Here is a 22,694-nt window from a genome sequence, read left to right on the forward strand (position 1 = left end):
CGAAGGCGACCGCTAAGTCTCTCGTGCGAGATCAAGTTCTGATCCGAGTCCCGCTCGTCGTGGGCGGCTCCAAGTTCGATACGCTCGCCATACCTCAAACCCGGATCCGATTCGACAGCATGCTGGACATCCCGAAGGACAAGCAAGGATCGGAACGGAAGGGTCCCGCCGGATCCACCGAACCGACCGTCGAAGCGGAGAAGGGCAAGGGCGGTGTCGTCCTGCATCTGCGCGGCGACTGGCTCGCCCGCACCATCGGGTCCGTCGAGGACGTGATGGACGAGACCCGCAAGACCGATCTCGGCAAGTCGGTGACGATGGATTGCGGCGAGATCGGCCGGCTGGACACGTCGGGCGCCTTTCTCATCGAGCGCCTCGCCCGCACTCTGACCGAGAAGGGCGCGAAGGTTTCCTTCGAGGGAGCCGACAAGGACGCGACACTGTTCGACGCGGTGCGCAAGGCGCTCGACGTCAAGCGTCCCGAGCCCGTCGTCCGAAAGTCCAACCCCGTCACCGACGGTCTCGCCTCGATCGGCGAGGCGGTCTTCGCGGTGGGCCGCGAGCTTCTGACCGGGGTCAACGTCATCGGCGCGGCGCTCTACGGCGCCGGGCGCCGCATGACCGGGCAGACGCAGGTTCGCCCCGCCGCCATCGTCAGCCAGATGGACCGCATGGGCGTTCGCGCCGTGCCGATCATCGCGCTGATGAGCTTCCTCATCGGCGCCGTGATCGCGCAGCAGGGTGCCTTCCAGCTGCGCAATTTCGGCGCCGAGATCTTCGTGGTCGATCTCGTCGGCATCCTGCAGCTGCGCGAGATCGGCGTGCTGCTCACGGCGATCATGATCGCCGGCCGTTCGGGAAGCGCCATCACCGCCGAGATCGGCTCGATGAAGATGCGCGAGGAGGTCGACGCGCTTCAGGTGATCGGCCTGAACCCGATCGGCGTGCTCGTCTTCCCGCGGCTTTTGGCGCTCATCGTCGTGCTGCCGCTGCTCGCCTTCATCGCCGACATCGCCGGCCTCGTCGGCGCCATCACGGTCAGCTGGATCTATTCCGGCATCACGCCCGACGCCTTCATCACGCGCCTGCGCGGGGCGATCGACATCGGCACGATCTTCGCCGGCCTCCTGAAGGCACCGTTCATGGCGATCCTCATCGGCGTCGTCGCCTCCATGGAGGGCATGAAGGTCGGCGGCAGCGCCGAGAGCCTCGGCACGCACGTGACCGCCTCCGTCGTGAAGTCGATCTTCCTCGTCATCCTCCTCGATGCGGTCTTCGCCATCTTCTATGCCGCGATCGGATACTGACATGAGCAAGGCCAAGGGCGCGGCGTCGGACGACGACGTCATCATCCGCGCGACCGACGTCACCGTGCGGTTCGGCTCGAAGACGATTCTCGAGAACCTGTCGCTGGACGTGCGGCGCGGCGAGATCCTCGGCTTCGTCGGCGCCTCCGGCACCGGCAAGTCGGTGCTTCTGCGCACGATCCTGGGGCTGAACCAGAAGCAGGGCGGCACGATCGAGGTCTTCGGCACCGACTACGAGCGCGCCAACGATGCCGATCGCCTCGCCGTGGAGCAGCGCTGGGGCGTGCTGTTCCAACAAGGGGCGCTGTTCTCGTCGCTCACCGTGCTCGAGAACATCCAGGTGCCGATGCGCGAGTATCTCGACATCTCGCCGGGACTGATGGAGGAACTCGCCCGGCTGAAGATCGATCTCGTTGGCCTCGCGCCCGACGCCGCCGAGAAGTTTCCCTCCGAACTCTCGGGCGGCATGATCAAGCGCGCAGCGCTGGCGCGTGCGCTCTCGCTCGATCCCGACATCGTCTTTCTGGACGAGCCGACCTCCGGCCTCGATCCGATCGGTGCCGCCGATTTCGACGAACTCATCATGACGCTGCGCGACACGCTGGGGCTCACCGTCTACATGGTGACGCACGACCTCGACTCGCTGTTCATGGCCTGCGATCGCATCGCGGTGCTCGGACAGAAGAAGGTTCTGGTCGAGGGTCCCCTCCAAACCATGCTCGAGAACGACGACCCCTGGGTCCGTTCCTACTTCCACGGCAAACGGGCTCGCACCGTCGTGTCGAAGGAAGACAATCCGTATTACGACGAGGATCAGTGATGGAAACCAAGGCTAACTACGTCCTCGTCGGGATCTTCACGCTCGTCGTGCTCGCGCTGAGCTTCGGCTTCGTCTACTGGTCCGCCAACGTCTCGGACAAGGACGCGCGCACCGCGCTGCTGATCCGCATCGAGGGCTCCGTGTCGGGCCTCAGCCAGGGCAGCCAGGTTCTGTTCAACGGCCTCAACGTCGGCACGGTGACCAATCTGCGCATCGACCCCAACAATCCGCGGGTCGTCATCGCGACGACGCAGGTCGACCGCACAACGCCGATCACCACTTCGACCACCGCCACGATCGGCTTCCAGGGCCTGACCGGCCTCGGCTTCATCGGTCTCACCGGCGGCAACGTCAACGATCGCAACATCATCCAGTCGGCGCTCGATCAGGGCGCGACGCCCATCATCAACGCCAACCCGTCCGACGTCACTGACATCCTGGCGACGGCACGCGACATCGCCGACCGTGCCAACAACATTCTCGGCGAGTTCGAGAGCATCGTGCAGGCGATCGGCCCCTCCGTGCGCACCACCGCCGAAAACGTTGCCGCGACATCCAGCAACGTCAAGACCTTCACCGACAGCTTGGCCTCCAACTCCGACCAGATCGACGACTTCCTCGCCAGTCTCGGCCGGCTTGCGACGAGCGCCAACAACGTGGCCGAGCGGCTGCCGCCGATCCTCGACGAGGCCAGCCGCTTCGTCTCCGCGCTCAACGTGAACGCCATCAACCAATCGATCGAGAACGTCGCCTCGATCACCCAGTCGGTGCGCGGCCAGACCGACAACATCGTGGCCGCCGTCGATTCGATCTCCAACGCCGCCCGCAGCTTCGGATCGGTGGGTGACGCCATCCGGCAGAACACGCCGAGCATCAACGACTTCCTCGGCCGCCTCGGGCCGATCTCCGAGACGGCATCGAGCGTCGCGACCCGACTCGATTCGACGCTCGGAGACGTCAACGAGATTACGGCGGCGGTTGATCCGGCGCAGGTGCGCAACGTGATCGGCAACGTCAACGGCTTCACCGACGCGCTGAACGGCCAGTCGGACCGCATCGGCTCGGTCGTCGCGGGTGCGGATACGGTTCTCGCCACCCTGAACGGCGCGCTCACCGGGCTCGACGGCACGCGAACCCGCGTCGACCAGATCCTCACGGGCATCGACCCGCAGGACATTTCGCGCGCCGTGAACAACGTCTCCTCGGCGACGACCAACATCGCCAGCGCCGCCGACTCGGTGCGGGGCGTGGCCGACGACATCGGCCAGCGCCGCGACGACATCAACGCGATCATCACCAACACGCAGGACACCACCGCCAACCTCCGAACGGCATCGGCCAAGGTGCAGACCCTGATCGACTCCGCCAACGGTCTCGTCAACAGCCCGGACGGGCAGGGCCTCGCCGCGCAGGCACGCACGACCCTCGCCACGATCCAGCAGACGGCGGAATCCATCCGCGTCGCCATCGGGCCGATCTCCGCGAATCTCCAGGGCTTTACGGGACAGGGCCTGCAGGAAGTGCGTAATCTCGTACGCGAGACGACGCGTGCCGTGTCGCGCATCGAAAGCGCCGTGACCGACCTGTCGGCCAATCCGAGCCGAATCCTGTTCGGCGGCGAAGGCGGCGCGGGCGGCGGCGAGGTTCGCACCTTCGACGGTCGGACCCGGCGATAGCCAAGACTTCTGCCACGTCGCTCGGGAGCGATGGCGTATGGGCGACGCGGCAGAACAGATAAAGCCGAAGGCGAAGCTGGAATGCGGCATCGTCATGGAATTGAAAAGACCCGACACCTCGCGAGATCGGGGGTCGGAAACGCGTTTCGAGTCGAGGGCAAGATGGTGGTCAGAGCTGCAACGAGACTGACGATGCTGGCGCTGGCGGGATGGACCCTGTCGGCCTGCGCGTCCCTGAAGGAGGCGCCGGCGACCTTCGAGCTGTCGGCACCGCCGCCGGCGAGCCAGCGCGCTTCCGCGACGCGGGCGCAGATCCTCATCCCGGAGCCGACGGCGACGAAGGCGCTCGACAGCCAGCAGATCGTCGTGAAGCCGACGCCCCAGACGATCGAGAGCCTCGGCGCCAGCCAGTGGAGCGATCGCCTGCCGCGGCTGGTCCAGCTTCGCACGCTACAGGCTTTCCAGAACACCGGGCGCGTCGGCGCGGTCGGCGTGCCCGGGCAGGGCCTCGCCATCGACTATCAGGTCGTGATGGAACTGCGCCGGTTCGAGGTGGCGTTCGAACCGGGAGCCGCGGCGGTGGTGGAGATCGCAGTCAAGGCGCTGAACGACAAGACCGGCGTCGTGCGGGACACCCGCATCTTCCGCGCGGTGGTTCCGGTGGCTGGCGCCGGAAGTCCGGCCTACGTCGCCGCACTCGACACGGCGTTCGGCCAGGTCGCCGACGAGATCGTGGCCTGGACGATCCGTCTGCTCTGACGAGCCGAAGATACCACCGTTTTCCCATGCGTGTTTCGATCGGCCGCCCTTCGGGGCGGCCTTTTCGTATCCAAGCCCCATCGGCCTCTTCCTCGATCGGTTGATCGAAGCGGCCTCAAACCTGCGTCGTGCAGACGCCGAATGCCGGTTCGCCTCCGCGATCCGCCGGGCCTTTGTCGCGGTGCAGCCGTGCGGGATATGTCGTCTTCGGCGGACGATGATCCGCCCGACGAAGCGCATCATTTCGCAACGGATTACGGAGGTAGGGCAGGCGCCTCCGGCCGCGGAAGCAGTCCGCCTCGACCGTAGCCAGTCGGCGCAACACATCCACGATCGAGAGGATGACCGCCTGGGACCTTTTGACGGGAGAGGGTGTTCGAGGAAGGCCGCCACCCGAGCGGGGGACACCGGTCATTCCCAGGGACAAATCGAAGAGCGAAGGCAACTGGTCATGCTGGATCGCCGCATGATCGCTGCTGTCGAGAGACCTCTTCGGCATGTGGTGCAAGCGATGCGAAGACGCCGCAAGCAGACCCGAGTGACGATACGGGTTGTCATGCTGGCGAACGAGAACGATCCCGGGGAGGTGCAAGCGAGCTCTCACGCCTGGGCAATGCCGCCGAAACAGGTTCCCGGAACCCTTCCGCCAGGCTCCTTATTCAACGGGAGGGCTTCCACCCGAACATTCGAGCGGCCGAAGTCTTGACCTCACAGACGTGACGAAAAAAGGCGGAACCTTGCGATCCCGCCCTTCGACTGAACTCTCTCGGGAAGACCTTATTGGTCGAAGCGTCCCGAGGCGTGCGCGAGCATCGTGTAGACCTTACCGGTGTCGGACGTCAGATAGCTCTTGCTGCGGGTGTTGTCGGGATCCTTGCGCGAGGCGTCCTGCAGCAGCATTTCGAAGTCCGCGATGTAGCGATCGACGGCGCTGCGGAAGTCCGTGTCGCGCTGGTACTTACGGCGGATCTCGTCGAACGTCTGCTGACCCTTCATCGTGTAGAGCCGGCGGGTGAAGACGTTGCGCTCGCCGTTGCGATAGCGATCCCACAGCTCCACCGAGACGTTGTGATCGATCGCCCGTGCGATGTCGACGGACAGCGAGTTGAGGGAGTCGACCACGTGGGCCTGCGTCCGCTCGGCAGGCCGGGCCGGCTCGGCGGAAGCCGCCGGCTGGGATGCCTCGTCGCCGTCCTCGTCCTGCGACGCACGCCGCAGGAGATCCGACACCCAGCCGCCACCTTGACGATTGGCCTCATCAACCGGCGCCGTGACGCTCGCTGCCGGGCGGCGTGGCTCGGCAGGCGCAGCCGGGCGGAGCGGCGACAGATCGCCGGCGCGCGGCGCGGCCGTCGGCGTGACGCGCCCCTGCGAACCCGCGTCGGCGCGGGGCGCCTCGAAGCTCGGCCCCCGCGTGTCGCGGGCTAGATTGCCGTCGACGATGAACTGCCCGGCCGAGCGGTCCTCGATCTCGTCCGCTGCCGGCTCTGCCTCCTGACGAAGCGCCGCGGCACGCGGCGGTGCTGATGCAACCGGCCGGGACGCGGTGAGCGGGCGGGGTGACGGGCCGACGCTGTCGGGGGCACGAACGTCGAAGCCACGGCCCGACTGCGAGACGATCTCGCTCAACTCGCGCAGGGCGCGGATCTGGTCGGACACGGCGCGACGCATGGCTTTCGTGCTCTCGCGGGTCTCGTCCGGCAGCTCGAACACGCCGCGGCGGATCTCGCCCCGTGCGTTCTCCAGCTCCTGCCGGATTTCGCCGGCGGCCCGCTTCATCTCGGCGGTGGCGCCGCCGAACCGCTCGGTGGCTTCCTCCATCACGGCGCGGATCATCGCGCGGACCTGCTCCGCGGCATCCTGCGAGCGCCGCTCGGTCTCTTCGAGCTGCCGCTCGGCCTCGCCCAGCGACGCACCGAGGTCACCGGTGATCGTCTCGGCCACGGCATGGGACCGCTTCTCGGCATCGCCGAACAGACGCTCCACCACCGTCTCGAACGAGCCGAGCATCGCACCGATCTCGTCGGAACGCTGTGTCAGACCCGTCGCCAGACTCTGCAGACCCTCGCGGCGATCCTCGAGCGTGATCTGCAGGTTCTGCTGGGCCGAGTCGAGCAGGGCGCCGGCTTCCGTCAGCATCTGCCCATGCTCGGCGAACTGCGAGGTCAGCGCTGCGATGCGATCCATCGCCGCGACGGTCGCGCCGTCCATGCGGCCAACCTGTTGAGCGAATCGATCGGACGAGGCTGCGATGTCGCTGCCGACGCGATCGGCTTCGGTGCGGAAGCGCTCGCCGGTTTCCGCCAGTGTGCCCTCGGCCTGTCCGAGCTGACGCGACGATTCGTCGAGAAGTTCGCGAAGCGACCGGTTGCTGAGGCCGAGGCGATCGACGAGATCGCCGACGTCGCGGACCAGTTCACCGCGCGCATCCGAGATCGAGGCGACGGCGCCCTGCGTGCGCTGTTCCAGCGCCGCCAGAAGATCGGCCGACGAGGCGCCGAGCTGCTCGACGGTCTCCTCGGCGCGGCGAACGAAGGCCGCGACGATGCTGGCATTCTCGTCGCGCAGGCGATCGGCGACGTTCTGCGAGCTGTCTTCGAGCGCGCGCACGGCGTTCGCACCGCTCTCCGAGAGACGATCCACCAGCGGACGGGTCTCGTCGTCGATGAGCCGGGCGAGCTCGGCATTGCGGCTGGCGAGAAGCTCGGCCAGATCGCGTGTACGGCCTTCCATGTCGCGGCCGATATGATCGGCGCGCTCGGACAGAGTCTGGTCAGAAATCGCGACGCGATCGGCGATTTCACTGCCGAACTGCGTAGTCGAGTCGGCGAACTGCTCGCGAATGCGATCGGCCTCGATGCGGATGGCGGTCGCCATGCCGGACAGACGAGCCGAGATGTCGGCGCCTTCCTGAAGAAGCGTCTCGCGAGCCTGCTCGGCCTCCTGTCGAATCGAGCCCGCAATCTGCAGCGAGTCGCCGCGCAGGTTTCCGGCGACAGTGCCGACCTCGTTGCGGATGAGCTGCGTCGCGTCTTCGATCTCGGTACGGAGCGCAGACGCTGCCTCGGACAGATCGCCCCGGATGTCGCCGGTCGTGCCTTCGAGCGCGATCGACAGCTGGGCGGACAGACCGGACAGTTCCGCGGCGAAACGGGTCGCCCGCTCGTCGAGCGACGACGAGGAGCGATCGGTCTCCCCGTGGATCAGCGCGGCGGCCTCCTGCACGCGGCCCGAGAAGGCCTCGGCGTCGCCGAGAAGGCGCTTGCGCGCGGCCTCGGCCTGCTCGCTCATCGACAGCGCGACGGCATCGAGCTCTTCGACGAGGCGGACGCTCTCGGCAGTCAGGCGCTCGCGCGTCTCGCCGGTGCTGGCCTGGACGCGGTCCGTTGCGGTGGCGACCTCTTCGATCATCCGCTGCACATGCGCGCCAAGCTCATTCTGCACGCGGTCGGTCTCGCCGCGCATCGCGGCCGCGACGTTTCCGACTTCCGCCGCGATGCGGCTGGCGTCGTCGAGGATCAGGCGGCGCGAAGCCTCGCCGGCGTCGCGCAGATGCGAGCTGGCGTTGGTGAACTCGCCGACGATGGCCGCCGACTGCTCGGAGACGTCGTGGCGGATGAGATCGGCGTGCTCGCGGATCTGGATCGCAGCGGAGGCGACCTCCTCGCGGATCTGACGGGCATCGGTGGAGAACTGTTCGCGCGTGCGGTCTCCGACGAGGCGCAGCCGCTCGGCCGCAGCCTCGACGTCGCTCGACAGGCTGGACGCCTGATCGGCGACGATGCGGCGAGCCGCCTCGGCGTCCTGGCGAAGGCGCTCGGCCATGTCCTCCAGGCCACCGGCAAATTCGCCGGCGACGAGGGCAAGGCGCTCGCGGGCGGCCTCGGCTTCTGTCCGCATGGCAAGCGAGGCGCCGCCGATCTGCGTCGTGAAGGCGTCGCCTTCGAGGGCCAGCGACTCGCGGATCTCCTGCGCGTCGCCGCGCATGCGGTCGGCAACCTCTGCGACGTTACGGCCGAGCGTCTCTGCCTCCGCTGCGAAGCGACCGCGAGCTTCCTCGGTCATGGCGCGGATGGTGTCCGCGCTCGATGCGATGCCTTCGGCAATGCGGGCGCTCTCGCCCGTGAGTTCGGTGCGTGCGGTCTCGGAGGTCTCCTGCACGGAGCGGGCGACGGCCTGAATGCGCTCTTCGAACTTCGCGACTTCCTCGGCAAAGCGCGACTGCGCTTCCTCGGAGGAGGCGCGGAAGACGTTGCCGAGTTCGCCGATCACGATGGCGATCTTCTGGGTCTCGGTTTCGAGACCGATGCGGGCGCGGTCCGCCTCCTGGCCCATCGTGGCCGTGGCGGCGACGATCGTGTCGCGCAGCGTGTCGGCGATCAGCGAGGTTCGGCCCGAGAGCGTCCGCTCCACGTTGGCGAGGCCGCGTTCGAGATTGGCGGACATGGCGTCCGTACGCTCTTCGACGGCGAGCGACAGGGTGGCGGTTCCCGTCTCCAGCGCGGCGACGATCTCGTCGCGCTTGGCCTCCAGCGTCGTGGAGACGTTGCCGGCGCTCTGCTCCAGCACGCGGCGGACGTCGTCTGCGCGATCGCCGAGCGTGGCGGCCAGCGAACTCGCGACATCCTCGATGGCGGCCGTGAGGTTCTCGCGGCGCTCGTCCATCGCCACCGCAAGCTGACCGTCGGAGTCCGACAATGACTGGCGCAGCGCTTCGATGCGCGTGTCCAGCGTCTCGACGATCGCAGCGTTTCCACGATCCAGTTCCGAGGCGAGGCGGTCGGTGCGGTCCGTCAGATCGCCAAGGAGGGAGGTCTGCGACGTGTCGACGATGCTGCGCATCGAGGTGACGCGCTCGTCGAGACCTTCGAGCATCGCGGTGCGGGCATGCTCGACGCTTTCGCGAAGCGAGACGCCGCGACCGTCGAGGCCCTGGATCAGCAGCGTCAGGGCGTTTTCGACCGCCGTGAGGATGTTGCTGGCGTTCTGGTCGATCTCGCGACCGAACATGCCGGTACGCGCATCGAGGCTGGCGACGAAGTCGGTCTTGGACGTATCGATCGCGGACTGCAGATCGACGATCCGCGCGGCGAGATTGTCGGCGACGAGCTGCACCGAACGCTCGAAGGTGGTTTCGATGCCGGCGGTCTGTGTCTCCAGCCGCGACAGGAACTCCGACCGGCGGTCGTCGCCGGTGAGGAGGGCCGTCTCGAGGCGGGCGATCACGTCGTCGCCGACGCGCGCCGTGTAGGCTTCCAGCGAGTCCGACAGGCGCTCGCCGCTCGAGCGCATGAACGCCTCGCTAGCGGAGATGCGATCGGCGAGACCCGTGGTCAGCGCGGTGGAGCGCTCGTCCAGGCCTTCGAGGAAGCGACCCGTGCGGTCGGCCATGAGAGTGTCGATCTCACCCTGGCGGCGGTCGAGGTCGGAGGAGAGGGTGCGCGAATGATCGTCGAGCGCGACGTTGATCGCGGCGCTGCGCTCCGAGAGCAGCGTGGTGATGCGCGAGAGGCGGTCGTCGAGATCGGTGCCGACCGATGTCTGGCTCTCGGCGAGGAGGCGGTGGATCCGATCGGCGCGTTCGTCCAAGGCCCGCTGCAGATCGGCCGAGCGCGAATCGACGCCGGCGAAGAGGCGACCGTCGGTGCCTTCGAGGACCGTCTCGATGCGCGAGACGTTCGTCTCGATCGCCTGCGTGATCGCCTGACCGCGCTCTTCGAGGCTGGCCAGAAGCGACTGCTGGGCGAAGGCGAGGGACGTGTCGATGTCGGCCGAGCGATCGCTCAGAACGGCGCCGAGCGAGCCGATATGGGACTCGAAGGTCGAGTGGAGCCCGGCCGCCTGGCGCTTGAGCGCGGCATCGACGGACTGGACCGCACCTTCCGCCGTCCGGTTGACCGAGGCATGCCCCTCAGCGAAGACGCGGCCGATCTCGCCGGTCTTCTCCGACAGCACCTTGGCGAATTCGCTGGTGCGCTGACCCAGCGCCTCTGCGATCCGGTCGGTGGAGCGATCGATGGCGGCGGCGCGGCCTTCGATGGTGGTGACGAGTGTCGCGCCCTTGCCGGACAGCGTTTCTTCCAGCGATGCGAGGCGCTGGTCGAACTGGAGCAGCAACGAGGCGTTGCGATCGTCGAGCAGCCCGGTCGCGCGTTCGATGCGCTCGCCGAAGCCTTCGTCCATCCGACGCAGGAAGCCGTCGGTCGCCGACGACATCATCGACACCCGCTCGTCGACGCTCGCCGCGATCCGGCCAGCGAGGGCCTCCCCGTCGGACAGAAGACGCGTGGACCGCGCATCGAGCGTCTCGGCCAGCGTGCGGTCGAAGACTTCGGCATCGTTCGACAGGCGATCGGACCGCTCGGAGAGGAGCTGCAGAACACGGGCATTCGAGGCCGCGAGGCGATCGCCCGCTTCCGTGCCCACGAATTCGACCTGCGCCACCAATTCGTCGGAGCGGGTTCGAAGCTCCGCGGTCTGGCGTTCCAAGGCCTTGGCCAGCGCCGCGCCGGTCTTCTGCAGGCGCAACGTGGTTTCATCCGCGGTGCGTGAAATCTGCTCCACCACGATGGCCGTGTTGCCGGCGAGAGCCGCATCGACCTGCGCGCTGCGCTCGTCGAACAGCGTCATCAGAGAGCGCGAGCGATCGTCGTAGGAGCGCGACAGCGCTTCGCCACGTTCGTCGAGGATGCGGTGGAAGCGCTGAGAGGCGTCCTCGACCTGTGCGAGAATGCGCTGCGACGCGCTGTCGACGTCGCCGACCAGACGGTCGTGCGAACCGACGACGGAGGTACGCAGACGCTCGGCATGGGACAGCATCGCCTCGCGCTCGCTGGCGAGGTCGGCGACCAGCGAACGGATCTTCACTTCGTTGTCGGCGTAGGCTCGCTCGAGCGACGACACCTCCGAATGCACGATGCCTTCGAGCTCGCTCATGCGCGACAGCGCGCGCTCGACGCCTTCGCCGAGCGAGGCGACCTCACGGCGAATGGCCTGACCGACGCTGGCGACGCGCTCCGAGGCCACCGTCTCCGGCTCGGCAAGGCGAAGTGCCACCTCGGCCATCGAACGGCTCATCAAGCGCAGATCCTGCGACCGGCGCATCATCATCGCGAAGGCGACGATGAGGAGTGCGGGAAGCACGACCGCGGCTGCCACGATGGCGAGCATTAACGCACTGCCGCCTTCGCTGCCGAGAGGCGCGAAGCTGCCATTGTTGAAGAAGGCTGCGGCGGCGAGGCCCGACAGCACCACCCAGGCGCCGGCCGCCGCGAAGCCCGCGACCAGATGACGACCGGACGCGCGGCGGGAAAGGAGGGCATCCGCCATGACGCTCGCGGACCGCTTCTCGTCGTTGGCGACACTCGTCTTGAAATCACGAGGGCCGGCGGGCTGTGTCGCCGACGGGGCGCGGGTCGGCTGCGGTGCCTCGGTAAACACCGGCTGGCGGGACGCCGGCTCGCCGAGCGTCGAACGCGGGCGACGGGCCTCTTCGGCGGCGCTGGCGGCAGCGGCACCACCGGCCACGGCGACGACCTCGGGGGCCGCGTGCAGCGAAGGCTCCTCGGTGGTCCGGTCGTCCGGCGCCTCGCTCGCAACGGCGGCGATCAGTTCTTCTTCGCCGAGGAAGAAGTCATCCGTCGGCTCGGCTTCGGCCACCGGCTCGTCGACGCCTTCGGAGGCAGACGACGTCTCGTCTATGGGGACTTCGGGAGCGGCGGCTTCCTGACGGAATGCGCTGGTGGCAGCCTCGACGGTTCGATCGAACTCCGAGAAGGCAAAGTCGATCGACACGTCGTCGGCCTTCAGCGTCTCCGCCTCGACATGGCCTTGCGCCGTGCCCGAAACGTTGGCTCCGCCATCCGTCGGCGTCTCGAAGTCGGCGCCCTGAAGCGTCGCCTCGAGTTCCCGCATCGCTTCTTCGGAAAGCTGTTCGGCCGTCTTGATCTTCGACATGGTCCGCTACGCCTCGATACTCGGTTACGCCCGGTCGCGGACCTCGGTTCGCTTGCCCACGAACGAACGTCAGTCCAACCGTTGTCTCGGGTCCGCCACGAAGAACGGACTCAAGTCGGAATTCACTCTTGGACAAGGTAGATACGCAGCGTGCCGAAGGAAACCGTTAAAACGGTGGTTCGGTACAAGTTTAAACATTTGGTTAACGCTACTCGGACGAAGTTTCCCGTCTTGCGAAAGACGTCATCAACTCTGCCGTGCAGGACGGCGGGAGACCAGTGCGCGTTGAGGAAACCTACACCGCTTCCGGCGCATCGTGAAGAGAGCCCGAGCCGATCGAAGCGCAGTCCCGCGCAGCGGAACTGCCGCCCAAAACGCACCGGGCAGAGGAGAGAGATCATGTTCGCAGCGAGCGAGACATTCGAGCCGGGATCTCGCCGAGGCTGGGCCCCGCCATCCGCCTGTCCGTCGCGGGACCGACCGGTCGACCTCGTTCACCTGTCCATTCAGACGATGGGCGATCGGGCTCTCGAAGCGGAGATCCTCGATCTGCTGCGCACCCAGATCGCCGCCATTTCGGCGAGCCTCGTCGGCGCCGACGAGGCGCGACGCGCGACGGCCGCCCATGCGATGGCGGGGTCGGCACGCAATGTCGGCGCCTTCTCCCTGGCCAACGCCGCATCACGGCTCGAGAGCGAACCGGAGAACGCCCATCACCTCGCGTCGGTCGAAAGGGAAATGGCGCGCGTCACGCTGTTCCTTCGCTCGATGCAGCAGCCGATCTAGCGACGTCGCCAGGCGTTGGCGATTGACACGCAATACGGCCGTGGCCTAGCGAACGGCATGACCGCCATCACCTTCATCGCGCACGACGGAACCCGCTACGACATCGACGCCGCCGACGGGTCGAGCGCGATGGAGAACGCGATCCGCAACGACGTTCCCGGTATCGACGCCGATTGTGGCGGCGCCTGCGCCTGTGCCACCTGCCATGTCTATGTGGACGGCGACCATGCCGAGCAGCTTGCCCCGATGGAGGCGATGGAAGAGGACATGCTGGACTTCGCGCTCGACGTTCGCTCGAACTCGCGCCTGTCGTGCCAGATTCGCATTCGCCCCGACCTTGCCGGCCTGACCCTCACGGTGCCGGCTCGGCAGGCCTGATTTCGCGAGTCGGCCAAGCGGCTGGTATGCTGCGGTCAGCGAAGAACGAACTGCCCGAGATTCTTGTCGATGCGGCGCTTGACCCTGGTGTCCGCCACGGAGGACTCGACCCGGTCGAAGTTTCGCTGGGCCCGGTCGTGTTCGGCGAGATCGCCGCGAAACGCCATGTCCGCCACCCGCTTCATGTCGGCGCAGGTGGCACGCGGTGGCAGCGACCGGATCTCGTTCTCCATGCGCGCCTGCCACGTCTTGGCAATCGCTGCATGTCGGCTTTCGTGGGTAGCGATCTCGTCCCGCATGGTGCGCCAGAGGATCGTCATCTCCCGCGTCGCGCCAGCCGGCGGCGACCATTTCGGCAGCGTCGTCACCACGTTCAGACGAACGCTGGCGCTCTTCACCGAGCATCCGCCCTGACGTTCGGCATAGTCGAAGGCCGGTGTGAAGGTCACGGCCGTCTTGCCACCATGTCGCTCGCCGCCCCCCAGGAGCGGACCGCCCCGTCCGAACGAATTGTTCAGCTCATCGAGCGTCGTGCCCTGCACCATGAAGTAGGTCGTCCGCTCTGATATGGATCCTGCCACCGCCGGAACCGTCGGCAACAGCAGCAGTGCGGCACTCAGGGCATGAACCAGATTCATCGACGGCCTCGACGGCTTGAAAGATCCTGGCCTCACGCTACGCGATTATCGGAATGGCACAACTGCCTTATGACTGAATTTTCTCACGACGTTTTCGCAAGTTCCCACGAAGGCCTGCGGTGCGCCTTCGGTGAACGGTTCTGGACCCTCGCCCATGGCCGCCGGCTGCGTCTTGGACCGCGCGCCGTCCTGATGGGCATCCTCAACGTGACGCCCGACAGCTTCTCCGATGGCGGCCGGTTCGCAGGCGATCCCGAACGAGCCGAGGAGGCTGCGCACGCGATGGTCGAGGCGGGCGCCGAGATTGTCGACGTCGGCGGCGAGTCCACCCGTCCTGGTGCCGATCCGGTCTCGCCGGCCGAGGAGCAGCGCCGTGTCCTGCCCGTGATCGAGCGGTTGGCGGCAGCTGGACGCTGCCTCGTTTCGGTGGACACCTATCGCGCCGAGACCGCGGCGCTGGCCGTCGCCGCCGGCGCGCATATCGTGAACGACGTGTGGGGCCTGCAGCGGGACGCCGGCATGGCCACGCTGGCCGCCCGCACCGGCGTCGGGCTGTGCATCATGCACACCGGCCGCGAGCGCGAGAAGCTCGCCGACGTGATCGACGACCAGTTCGCGTTCCTTGGTCGGTCGTTGAGGCTGGCAAGCGACGCTGGCATTTCCGCTGATCGCATCGTGCTCGACCCGGGGTTCGGCTTTGCCAAGGATACGACCGAGAACCTTCGCCTGATGATGCGATGTGCCGAGCTGCACGCGCTCGGCTACCCGCTTCTGGTCGGGACCTCGCGCAAGCGCTTCGTCCGGGCCGGGCTGCGGGACGAACGCGGCGTCGATCACGCCACCGCGGCGACCAGCGTCCTCCTGCGCGAGCGCGGCGCAGCGATCTTCAGGGTCCACGACGTCGCGGCCAACCGCGATGCGCTGGCTCTGGTCGACGCCGCACTCGCCGTGGGGGAGGCGAAGTGACGCACGCCTATCTCAGCCTCGGCGGCAATCTCGGTGACCCCAGGCGGCAAATGGCGGAGGCTCTGCAGGTGCTGGAAGCCGAGCCGGGTCACTCGGTCCTCGCTGTCTCGCCGCTCTATCGCACGCCCCCCTGGGGCAAGACCGACCAGCCGGACTTCCTCAATGCCTGCGCGGCGATTTTCACGACGCTGTCGCCGACGGCGTTTCTCACGCTGTGTCTTGATGTCGAGCGACTGCTGCATCGGCGCCGCGGTGTGCGATGGGGGCCGCGCACCATCGATCTCGACATTCTCGACTTCGGCGGCCAAATCGTCGCGGAGGAGGCATTGCAGCTGCCGCACCCCCGCATGCTGGGCCGGGCGTTCGTGCTCCTGCCGCTGTCGCGCATTGCCCCGGACCTGCGGATCGCCGGGCGAACGATCGACTCGTGGCTGGCGGAAGTGCCGCAGGACGGGATCGAGATCGCGGACGAGGCGAGCGACTGGTGGCGGCCGCCGCTCAGTCCGCCAGCGATGCCCGCTTGACGCTGGCGTCGCGCTTCAGATTCATGCCGATCACCGGCACGAGTTCGTCGGCGACCTGCACCGAGATGGTGATGTTCAGCTTGTCGGGATCGACGAGGCGGGCGACCATCGCGCCCTTCAACTGCTTGCGGTCAAGGCCGACCACGACCCGATTGCCGTCGACGTCGCCGGAGATGATGTCGAGGCCCTTGCCCTTGGAGCCGTCGAGGAAGGCGCCCTTGTAGGACGAGCCACCCTTCGTGAACTTTGCCGACATCGGCTGCGAGAACATGCCGACCCGGCATGTGCCGTCGAGCGCCATGCCGACATCCGTCGACGGCTTCTCGCCGCTAAGGTCGCAGACGAACTTCGTTCCCTTGTACTTGCCGGCGACGATCTCTCCGGGGCCCGTCCAGCGGCCGAAGACGGTCTGGAAGAAAGCTTCGTCCTTGTCGGCGGCAGCGGCCGAGCCGCAGGCCGCCGCAACGGCGAGGGAGAGCGACAGGGCGGTCAGGAGCGGTCGGATCATGGAGAAAACCGTTCGGGCGAGGAGGCGGGTGCGTTGCTTCCTTTATCCGCTCGATTGGTTAACCGATCCTTTTCGATGGCGCCCTGAAGAGGCGCGCCGACACAGGTGGATCACGGCGCACGGCCGTTCTCGTTGCGGCCGAACTGCGTGAGATCGTTCAGGAAGTCGCCGATTCGCGGACGCTGGACGGAGAGGAACGGCAGCGGCCGGCAGAGGTCCATCGCCGCCAGTCCGATCCGGGCGGTGAGAAGGCCGTTGACGACGCCCTCGCCGAGCTTGGCCGAGAGCTTCGTCGCCAGTCCATGACCCACGACCTGCTGGATCAGACTGTCGCCGACCGCGATCGACCCCGTCACGGCGAGATGCGCCAGAACGTCGCGGGTCAGTCGGACGAGCCCGATCGTGCCGGGGCGGGCGCCGTAGAGCTCGGAGATCGCACGCACGAGACGGATCGTCTCGAAGAACACGAAGGCGAGATCGACGATGGCGCGCGGGCTGACGGCAGTGACCACCGAGACGCGCTTCGACGCTGCGAGCACAAGTGCCCGAGCGCGCGCATCGAGCGGCAGCAGAAGCTCGCGCTCCGCGAGCGTCACGAGATCGCGACCATCGATCACGTCGTCGCGCGTCGCGGCCAGTCTCTCGCGGCCACGCGCGCTCTCGGGCCGGGAGGCGAGAAGCGCCACGAGGCGGGAGACGACGTCGCGCGCGTCGCGCGCCGAATCGCTCTCGTAGGCCGCGGCCCCGTCCAGCCGTTCTCGTTCGACCCGGTTGAGCTTGACGATACCGCGGATCTCGCGTCCAGCGATGCCGAAAAGTCCGACGAGGGCGAGCCCCGTGACGCCGACGGCCATCCAGCCGAGCCAGTCGGCGCGCGTGAAGAGATCGCGCACGAAATCGTCGATCGCCAGGCCCGTGACGAGCGACACGAGCACGCCGAGCGCGCCCATCAGCAGGCGGCCGAACGAGAACGGGCGCCGGGCGTGGCGGCGGGCGGGCTCGGCGTCGAGCGTCGCCATCGCCTCGGTCTCGAACCCTTCGTCGGCGGCGATCTCGATGCGCCCGAGGTCGCCGAAGGCCCGCGGCATGCGCGGCGGCTCGGGGGCAGCGGTTGTCGTCGGCGGTGGATCGATCCGGAAGGCGGCGGGGCGGCGGGGCGGGAGGTCGCTCATGTCAGCCGGTCCCCGATCAGGAACTGCAGGGCGCGGTCGAGCCGGACATGGGGCAACGACAGCTTGATGCCGTCTTCGGTTCGCTCCACACGGGGCGGGCGGAAGCGAACGAAGGTGACGGGATCGAGCGCCGGCCCGCCACGCAGCAGGCGCGAGACGTCGGCCGGAAGATCGCCGGGAAACACCGCCGTCTCCGTCTCGCCGTCGAAGCGCTCGCCGCCGATCGTCTCGCCCACCATCGGCGTTCCCACGATCACCGGCAGGGTGCGCCCCCCGTCCGGGACGGTTCCCTCGCGCGTTGCGCGGATGGCCGCCATCGCGACGATCTCGGTGGCGGCGCCGGAGAAGCGGGCGCGTTCGATCGCCTTGTCGACGAGCCGCCGCACGATGGCCTCGAGCTTGGGATGACTCTCGCGGTGCAGATGGTCGGCCTTCGTCGCGCCCACGAGAATGCGGTCGATGCGCCGCGTCAGCAGCGAGCCGAGCCAACTCGCCCGGCCCGGCCGGAAGCATTCGAGAATGTCACTGAGCGCCATCTCCAGGTCGGCCACGGCATCAGGCCCGGCGTTGATCGCCTGCAGGGCGTCCACGAGGAGGATCTGCCGGTCGAGCCGGGCGAAGTGGTCGCGGAAGAAGGGCTTCACGACCACCGTCTTGTAGGCCTCGTATCGGCGGGCATGCACGGCGGCGAAGCTGCCCTTCGGGTAGACGCGGCCGGGCTCGACGGGGAGCGGCGCGAAGGTGAGCGCCGGCGAGCCTTCGAGGTCGCCGGGCATCAGGAAGCGCCCGGGCGGTAGAGTCGAGAGCGCCGTCTTGTCCTGTCGGCAGGCGCGCAGGTAGTCGGCGAAGGCCTGCGAAAGGCGCAGGCTCGTCGCCTCGTCGGCGGGGTCGTCCAGCGGCACGGCGTCGGCGACGGCGAGATAGGCCGCGGCCATCGACGCGCGCGCCGGCAGCCGTGCCCGCTCCAGCGATTCGCGTGAGAAGGTCGCGAAGTCCTTATCGAGGAGCGGCAGGTCGAGAAGCCATTCGCCGGGATAGTCGACGATGTCGAGCGAGAGCCGGCCCGGCGAGAAGAGGCGCGACCAACCGGACGCCGACTCGTATTCGATGGTCAGGCGCAGTTCCGAGATGGCGCGCGTCGATTGCGGCCAGACACGATCTTCGAGAACGGCGCGGATATGCTCCTCGTACTGGAAGCGCGGCACCGCGTCGTCCGGCTGTTCCTCCAGGTAGGTTCGGCTGATGCGCCCGGAATTTTGCGCCTCCAGCATCGGCAACCGCCCGCCATGCAGCAGGTTGTGGACGAGCGATGTGATGAACACCGTCTTGCCGGCGCGAGACAGGCCGGCGACCCCCAGGCGAAGGGTCGGATGGAACAGGCCGGCGCCGCGATCGGTGAGATTGTCGAGGGCGATCCGCGCTTCGTCGGCGAAGGACGTCATGAAGGGGTGGCGACTTTCGGTCGAGGAAGAGGAAGTCTCATATAGTTGCCGTGGCGCTCTGCCGACAGGTGTCCGACGGCTTCGATCTCACGGTCGCCAGATCTCGCTCAACCGCCATGCCCCTTCATCGTCGCCGACGGGTTCGTGATGCAGCGTCAGCCAGTTCGCCGTGCCGATCCCGTCTTGCAGGCTCGATTCGACGGTGGGCGCCAGCGAGTCGACGAGTTCTTCGAGCGTCGGATTGTGGCCGACGAGAAGAACGCTCCCGGGCGCAGATCGAAGGGCGGAGAAATAAGCGTCGACACCCTCGGCATAGAGCGCATCCGACCACTCGACGGTGAAGCCGTTGGGCAGCGCGGGGCGGATGAGATCGAAGGTCTCCACCGCACGTGTCGCCGTCGAACAGACGACACGATCGACTGCTCTCGGCCTCGCGGCGAGTTCCCCCGCCAGCCGGGTGGCCTCGCGGCGTCCGCGTTCGTCCAGCGGGCGCTGATGATCGCGCTGTCCCGGCTCCGCCCAGGACGAATGCGCGTGCCTCAGAAGGTGAAGATGCGTCGTCATCGTTGGGCCCATCACGCTCTCGATCGATCGAAGGGAAAAAGGGCGGCCAGCGGACCCGAAGACGACGACGTCCCGCTACGCCCTTCAATCTGCACGCGATGCCTTCGGGCCCGGTTTCGCGTTTGACAAGAAGGCGGCGCCCCGACGCTCCGCGCCCTCCAGAGGGTGTTCGCTTTGCGGAAAGGCAAGCGCCTGTCGAGGCTTACGCGAGGGGTGCGACGCGGGACCATGCGGTTTTTCGAGCCTTGTTCACGGTTTCCTCCCCCGCTATAAGCACCGCGACGGCGATCTTGGAGGAAGCATATGAGCGAAACCCGACCGATCGGAACGGGGCTTCCCGAGGACGGGCCGTTCATGAACGATCGCCAGAAGGAATATTTCCGCAAGAAGCTGCTCGCCTGGAAGGCCGACATTCTACGGGAATCACGCGAGACGCTCGATGCTCTCGCCAACGAAAGCTCGAACCAGGCGGACGCCGCCGACCGTGCGTCATCCGAAACCGATCGGGCCATCGAACTGCGGGCGAGGGACCGCCAGCGCAAGCTGATCGCCAAGATCGACGCGGCGATCGAGCGGATCGACGACGGCAGCTACGGCTATTGCGAGGAGACGGGCGAGCCCATCAGCTTGCGGCGGCTCGATGCGCGGCCAATCGCGACCATGTCCCTCGAAGCTCAGGAACGTCACGAGCGGCGCGAAAAGGTCTACCGCGACGAGTAGTGTCGCCGGTTCGTCACCGCGCCGATCTTGCCTCCCAGCTCATGCAGCCTCCCATCGAAGCTCGATGCGGAGGCTTTTTCATGGGCGGAGGTTGCCGGCATGGGACAGGCTCGGACCGTGAGACGGCGGAACGGTGATCGACCGAACCGATAGCCGATGCGACGCGTTCCGTCCGATGACGGCCAGCACGAGCGTCTAGCTGTCGTCGCCGGCGGCCCATCGAAACCATGATGGTGACGCTCAGAAGGATCAGGCCACCCACGCGGGTTCATCAACCGGCGTGCGACCTGTTCATTCGCCTCGCGCCAGACCTTGGCACCGGGAAAGGCACTGGCGACCTGTGCTGTCGTAGTCGCTCTTACCCCAGCGTCCAGTCGCCCCTTCGCTCTCATCTCTCAGCGCCGGTCAGAAACGTCGATCGTGAAGTCGTGCAACAGACGCTCCATCTCCTCCTCGAGCGTCAGGGGGCGCGTCTCCGCTGCTTCAGCGTCACGTTCGCTTGAGGAATCGGTCGCCTCCGCGGACTTCGGCGTCGCAACCGGGTCCACCCGAGGCGTATCCACGTCGTTCGCGCGGGCGGATGCCACCGCTGATGCTGCAGGCGCCGCCGGTACGGGAGGGGCGATCGGCGTCGTCGGAACGGGCCGTGGTTCGGTCACAGTTGGCACCGTAGTGCGCCGCTCCTGGATCGTCGTCGCGAAGCTGCGAACCGACAATGGCTGACGGCTATCCGGTTCGGACGACGGCGTGGATGCGACCGGTGCGGGAACCGCAGAGGCGCCCGCGGGAGCCGAATTGCTCGTGCCGGGCGCTGCCGGGAAGGGCGCCGGACCGCTACGGCTTGGCGCCGGCACAGCGCGAGCGGGTTCGGCGCGTGCCTCCGAAGCCGGTGCGGCGTCCGCTCTCGGAGCCTCGATGAACGAGGTCGTGACGGGAATCGGATCGCTTGAACCCGCCGATGTCGGAGCACGTTCCAACGGCATGGTTTCGGGCGTCGCGGCGCGTACGTTACCGGGCGTCGTCGCCGTTGCGGGCGACCAGAGCGAACGCGGGGATGCGGGGGGCGCTGGGGGCGCCGGTTCCGGGCGCTGCAACGGCGGCAAGGGGAGGGTTGGTGCACGGACCGGCACGGGCAGGGTTGGAGTCGCCATCGAGCGCGGCGCGGTGGGAGATGTCTGCGCTGTGGCCGTGGGAGCAGGCGGGAGAACCGGGCTCGCGATCGAAGCCGACGGTTCGGGTCGTGTCTGCGCTGTCACCGCCGGCGAAGAGACTGTCGGGCGCGCTGGAGAGGTCGGCAGAACGGGCGAAGCGAAGATCACCGGTGCAGGAGCGCCGCCCGCGTCGCCGCGGGAACGCAGATCCTCGACCGGCTCGGCTGCGCGGGTCGATGGGTTGACGCCGTCCTGTTTCGGCGGCGACCGATCCTGCGGCTCCGGGTTCGCCATCATCCAGGCAGGCCGCGCGTCGGCTGGGGCCCGGCGTCCAATGTCCGACGGTGGCGTTGGATCGGTTTCCGGCGATCGCATCGCCGCGCCGCCCGGCGGCTGCGGAATTTCGCGAGTGGGCTTCGAGGGAAGACTTACGTCATCGCCGCGCCCGGGCAGGGTGGGGGTGGGAAAGAGACTGTCGGGCTCGCCGGACCGCGTGCCCTCGTCGCCGCGCGGCGCCGAGGGTGCATCGACGAGCGGTTCGACCCGCGCGGCGGCTCGCTGGCGGGAAGCGGTGGTCTCGCGCGGGCTGATGGAAACCGGCAAGACTGTTTCGGCGAGCGGCAGATCGACGACGGGCGCGAGCGTATCGGACGAGGACACCGCGGGAACGCGGCGCGGCGGTACGGGCGCGGCCACCCGATCGGCTGGAGCGTCGCGGGCGACTTCGGGCTCGCGGCGCGGCGCGGCGCCATCGACACGCGGCCGGCGCGCAACCTGGCCCCGTAGAATCGTCGGCTCGACCACCAGATCGTTCTGCCCGCCGATGAGAAGCAGGTGCTCCACCTCGTCGCGCCGCACGAGAACCAGCTTTCGCTTGGGATCGATCGCCGTCACGTCCAGAACTGCCAGACGCGGAGCGCGCGAACGGCTTCCGATGCCGCCGGTGCCGGAGAAGACGCGTTTCGCCAGACCGATGAGGACCAGTGCGAGCAGAATGACCACGGCCGCGGCCAGGATCACCGAGACCACCGGCGCCAGATTTTCGCCAACAACGCCGGCAAGCCACTCACGCATATAAACTTCCTCCGAAGAGCGCCGCTCGCTCCGCTTGACGGCGGCGAGCGGCGGTCCGTATTTCCTGATAGGGTGAAGGCCGATCCGGTCCAGCGCCAGGTCAGCTTCCGTCCCTACTTCCGATTCGTATCATGTCGGACGACGTCATCCGGCGCAAATCCGACAGATTCTCGTGCGTTTGGCGCCCCACGCTCGTATTCCTTTCGCTCGTTAACCGAAAGGGCGGATTCCGGCGCATGGAGCATCACCTGTG

The 22,694-nt window shown here is 67.6% G+C and carries 16 protein-coding genes; 9 read left to right on the forward strand and 7 right to left on the reverse strand.

Features of this window, described 5'->3' with window-relative positions:
• Window positions 1-119 precede the first annotated feature (119 nt).
• The 4 genes from GGR04_RS14810 (at window position 120) to GGR04_RS14825 (ending at window position 4,562) form a co-directional block, all read left to right on the forward strand.
• Window positions 120-1,307, forward strand: coding sequence for an MlaE family ABC transporter permease (locus GGR04_RS14810; protein ID WP_183200704.1), 1,188 nt, complete (start codon window positions 120-122; stop codon window positions 1,305-1,307).
• Between the two features lies 1 nt (window position 1,308).
• Window positions 1,309-2,127, forward strand: coding sequence for an ABC transporter ATP-binding protein (locus GGR04_RS14815; protein WP_246393175.1), 819 nt, complete (start codon window positions 1,309-1,311; stop codon window positions 2,125-2,127).
• Window positions 2,127-3,803: an MlaD family protein gene (locus tag GGR04_RS14820; RefSeq protein ID WP_183200706.1), complete on the forward strand. Its 1,677-nt coding sequence runs from the start codon at window positions 2,127-2,129 to the stop codon at window positions 3,801-3,803. Before GGR04_RS14815 ends, GGR04_RS14820 begins: the two co-directional genes overlap by 1 nt.
• A 162-nt stretch (window positions 3,804-3,965) precedes the next feature.
• Window positions 3,966-4,562 carry an ABC-type transport auxiliary lipoprotein family protein gene (locus GGR04_RS14825; protein WP_183200707.1) on the forward strand — a complete coding sequence of 199 codons (597 nt, stop codon included), beginning with the start codon at window positions 3,966-3,968 and terminating at the stop codon, window positions 4,560-4,562.
• A gap of 777 nt (window positions 4,563-5,339) precedes the next feature.
• On the opposite strand, the gene GGR04_RS14830 is transcribed toward GGR04_RS14825, so the two are convergent.
• On the reverse strand, window positions 5,340-12,518 hold the full coding sequence (locus tag GGR04_RS14830) for an apolipoprotein A-IV repeat region-like domain-containing protein (RefSeq protein ID WP_183200708.1): 7,179 nt from the start codon (window positions 12,516-12,518) through the stop codon (window positions 5,340-5,342).
• A gap of 399 nt (window positions 12,519-12,917) precedes the next feature.
• On the opposite strand from GGR04_RS14830, the gene GGR04_RS14835 reads away from it, so the two are divergent.
• Both GGR04_RS14835 and GGR04_RS14840 read left to right on the forward strand, forming a co-directional pair.
• Window positions 12,918-13,304: an Hpt domain-containing protein gene (locus GGR04_RS14835; protein ID WP_183200709.1), complete on the forward strand. Its 387-nt coding sequence runs from the start codon at window positions 12,918-12,920 to the stop codon at window positions 13,302-13,304.
• A gap of 57 nt (window positions 13,305-13,361) precedes the next feature.
• Window positions 13,362-13,682 carry a 2Fe-2S iron-sulfur cluster-binding protein gene (locus tag GGR04_RS14840; protein ID WP_183200710.1) on the forward strand — a complete coding sequence of 107 codons (321 nt, stop codon included), beginning with the start codon at window positions 13,362-13,364 and terminating at the stop codon, window positions 13,680-13,682.
• 35 nt (window positions 13,683-13,717) lie between these two features.
• Here the strand turns inward: GGR04_RS14840 and GGR04_RS14845 are convergent, their stop codons facing one another.
• Window positions 13,718-14,320 (reverse strand): DUF922 domain-containing protein, encoded by a 603-nt coding sequence (locus tag GGR04_RS14845; RefSeq protein ID WP_183200711.1) that lies wholly within the window; start codon window positions 14,318-14,320, stop codon window positions 13,718-13,720.
• Here GGR04_RS14845 and folP point away from each other — a divergent pair.
• Together folP and folK are read left to right on the forward strand one after the other, a co-directional pair.
• A complete protein-coding gene (folP, locus tag GGR04_RS14850) occupies window positions 14,306-15,286 on the forward strand; it encodes a dihydropteroate synthase (protein ID WP_246393176.1) in 981 nt (326 codons plus the stop codon). The genes GGR04_RS14845 and folP overlap by 15 nt on opposite strands.
• Complete coding sequence (folK, locus tag GGR04_RS14855; RefSeq protein ID WP_183200712.1) at window positions 15,283-15,810, forward strand: 2-amino-4-hydroxy-6-hydroxymethyldihydropteridine diphosphokinase; 528 nt, start codon at window positions 15,283-15,285, stop codon at window positions 15,808-15,810. The genes folP and folK overlap by 4 nt, the downstream gene beginning before the upstream one ends.
• On the opposite strand, the gene GGR04_RS14860 is transcribed toward folK, so the two are convergent.
• The 4 genes from GGR04_RS14860 to GGR04_RS14875 form a co-directional block, all read right to left on the reverse strand.
• Window positions 15,785-16,318, reverse strand: a complete 534-nt coding sequence (locus tag GGR04_RS14860) for a hypothetical protein (RefSeq protein ID WP_183200713.1) — start codon at window positions 16,316-16,318, stop codon at window positions 15,785-15,787. The genes folK and GGR04_RS14860 overlap by 26 nt on opposite strands.
• Before the next feature lie 110 nt (window positions 16,319-16,428).
• Window positions 16,429-17,490, reverse strand: coding sequence for a YcjF family protein (locus GGR04_RS14865; RefSeq protein WP_183200714.1), 1,062 nt, complete (start codon window positions 17,488-17,490; stop codon window positions 16,429-16,431).
• Window positions 17,487-18,932 (reverse strand): YcjX family GTP-binding protein, encoded by a 1,446-nt coding sequence (locus tag GGR04_RS14870; RefSeq protein WP_183200715.1) that lies wholly within the window; start codon window positions 18,930-18,932, stop codon window positions 17,487-17,489. Before GGR04_RS14870 ends, GGR04_RS14865 begins: the two co-directional genes overlap by 4 nt.
• Before the next feature lie 87 nt (window positions 18,933-19,019).
• On the reverse strand, window positions 19,020-19,496 hold the full coding sequence (locus GGR04_RS14875) for a SixA phosphatase family protein (RefSeq protein WP_183200716.1): 477 nt from the start codon (window positions 19,494-19,496) through the stop codon (window positions 19,020-19,022).
• 303 nt (window positions 19,497-19,799) lie between these two features.
• Here GGR04_RS14875 and dksA point away from each other — a divergent pair, with 303 nt between their 5' ends.
• A complete protein-coding gene (dksA, locus tag GGR04_RS14880; protein ID WP_183200717.1) occupies window positions 19,800-20,216 on the forward strand; it encodes an RNA polymerase-binding protein DksA in 417 nt (138 codons plus the stop codon).
• A gap of 395 nt (window positions 20,217-20,611) precedes the next feature.
• On the opposite strand, the gene GGR04_RS14885 is transcribed toward dksA, so the two are convergent.
• Window positions 20,612-22,441 (reverse strand): flagellar biosynthetic protein FliO, encoded by a 1,830-nt coding sequence (locus GGR04_RS14885; protein WP_183200718.1) that lies wholly within the window; start codon window positions 22,439-22,441, stop codon window positions 20,612-20,614.
• Between the last annotated feature and the right edge of the window lie 253 nt (window positions 22,442-22,694).

The sequence above is a fragment of the Aureimonas pseudogalii genome (genome assembly GCF_014196835.1).
GTDB lineage: Bacteria > Pseudomonadota > Alphaproteobacteria > Rhizobiales > Rhizobiaceae > Aureimonas > Aureimonas pseudogalii.

Excerpts from the sequence above, each read along its gene's own strand:
- GGR04_RS14875 (WP_183200716.1), bottom strand. The coding sequence starts at position 19,496 with ATGACGACGCATCTTCACCTTCTGAGGCACGCGCATTCGTCCTGGGCG.
- GGR04_RS14830 (WP_183200708.1), bottom strand. The coding sequence starts at position 12,518 with ATGTCGAAGATCAAGACGGCCGAACAGCTTTCCGAAGAAGCGATGCGG.
- GGR04_RS14810 (WP_183200704.1), top strand. The coding sequence starts at position 120 with ATGCTGGACATCCCGAAGGACAAGCAAGGATCGGAACGGAAGGGTCCC.
- GGR04_RS14845 (WP_183200711.1), bottom strand. The coding sequence starts at position 14,320 with ATGAATCTGGTTCATGCCCTGAGTGCCGCACTGCTGCTGTTGCCGACG.
- GGR04_RS14865 (WP_183200714.1), bottom strand. The coding sequence starts at position 17,490 with ATGAGCGACCTCCCGCCCCGCCGCCCCGCCGCCTTCCGGATCGATCCA.
- GGR04_RS14840 (WP_183200710.1), top strand. The coding sequence starts at position 13,362 with ATGACCGCCATCACCTTCATCGCGCACGACGGAACCCGCTACGACATC.
- folP (WP_246393176.1), top strand. The coding sequence starts at position 14,306 with ATGAACCAGATTCATCGACGGCCTCGACGGCTTGAAAGATCCTGGCCT.
- GGR04_RS14815 (WP_246393175.1), top strand. The coding sequence starts at position 1,309 with ATGAGCAAGGCCAAGGGCGCGGCGTCGGACGACGACGTCATCATCCGC.
- GGR04_RS14835 (WP_183200709.1), top strand. The coding sequence starts at position 12,918 with ATGTTCGCAGCGAGCGAGACATTCGAGCCGGGATCTCGCCGAGGCTGG.
- dksA (WP_183200717.1), top strand. The coding sequence starts at position 19,800 with ATGAGCGAAACCCGACCGATCGGAACGGGGCTTCCCGAGGACGGGCCG.
- GGR04_RS14820 (WP_183200706.1), top strand. The coding sequence starts at position 2,127 with ATGGAAACCAAGGCTAACTACGTCCTCGTCGGGATCTTCACGCTCGTC.
- GGR04_RS14885 (WP_183200718.1), bottom strand. The coding sequence starts at position 22,441 with ATGCGTGAGTGGCTTGCCGGCGTTGTTGGCGAAAATCTGGCGCCGGTG.
- GGR04_RS14870 (WP_183200715.1), bottom strand. The coding sequence starts at position 18,932 with ATGACGTCCTTCGCCGACGAAGCGCGGATCGCCCTCGACAATCTCACC.
- GGR04_RS14860 (WP_183200713.1), bottom strand. The coding sequence starts at position 16,318 with ATGATCCGACCGCTCCTGACCGCCCTGTCGCTCTCCCTCGCCGTTGCG.
- GGR04_RS14825 (WP_183200707.1), top strand. The coding sequence starts at position 3,966 with ATGGTGGTCAGAGCTGCAACGAGACTGACGATGCTGGCGCTGGCGGGA.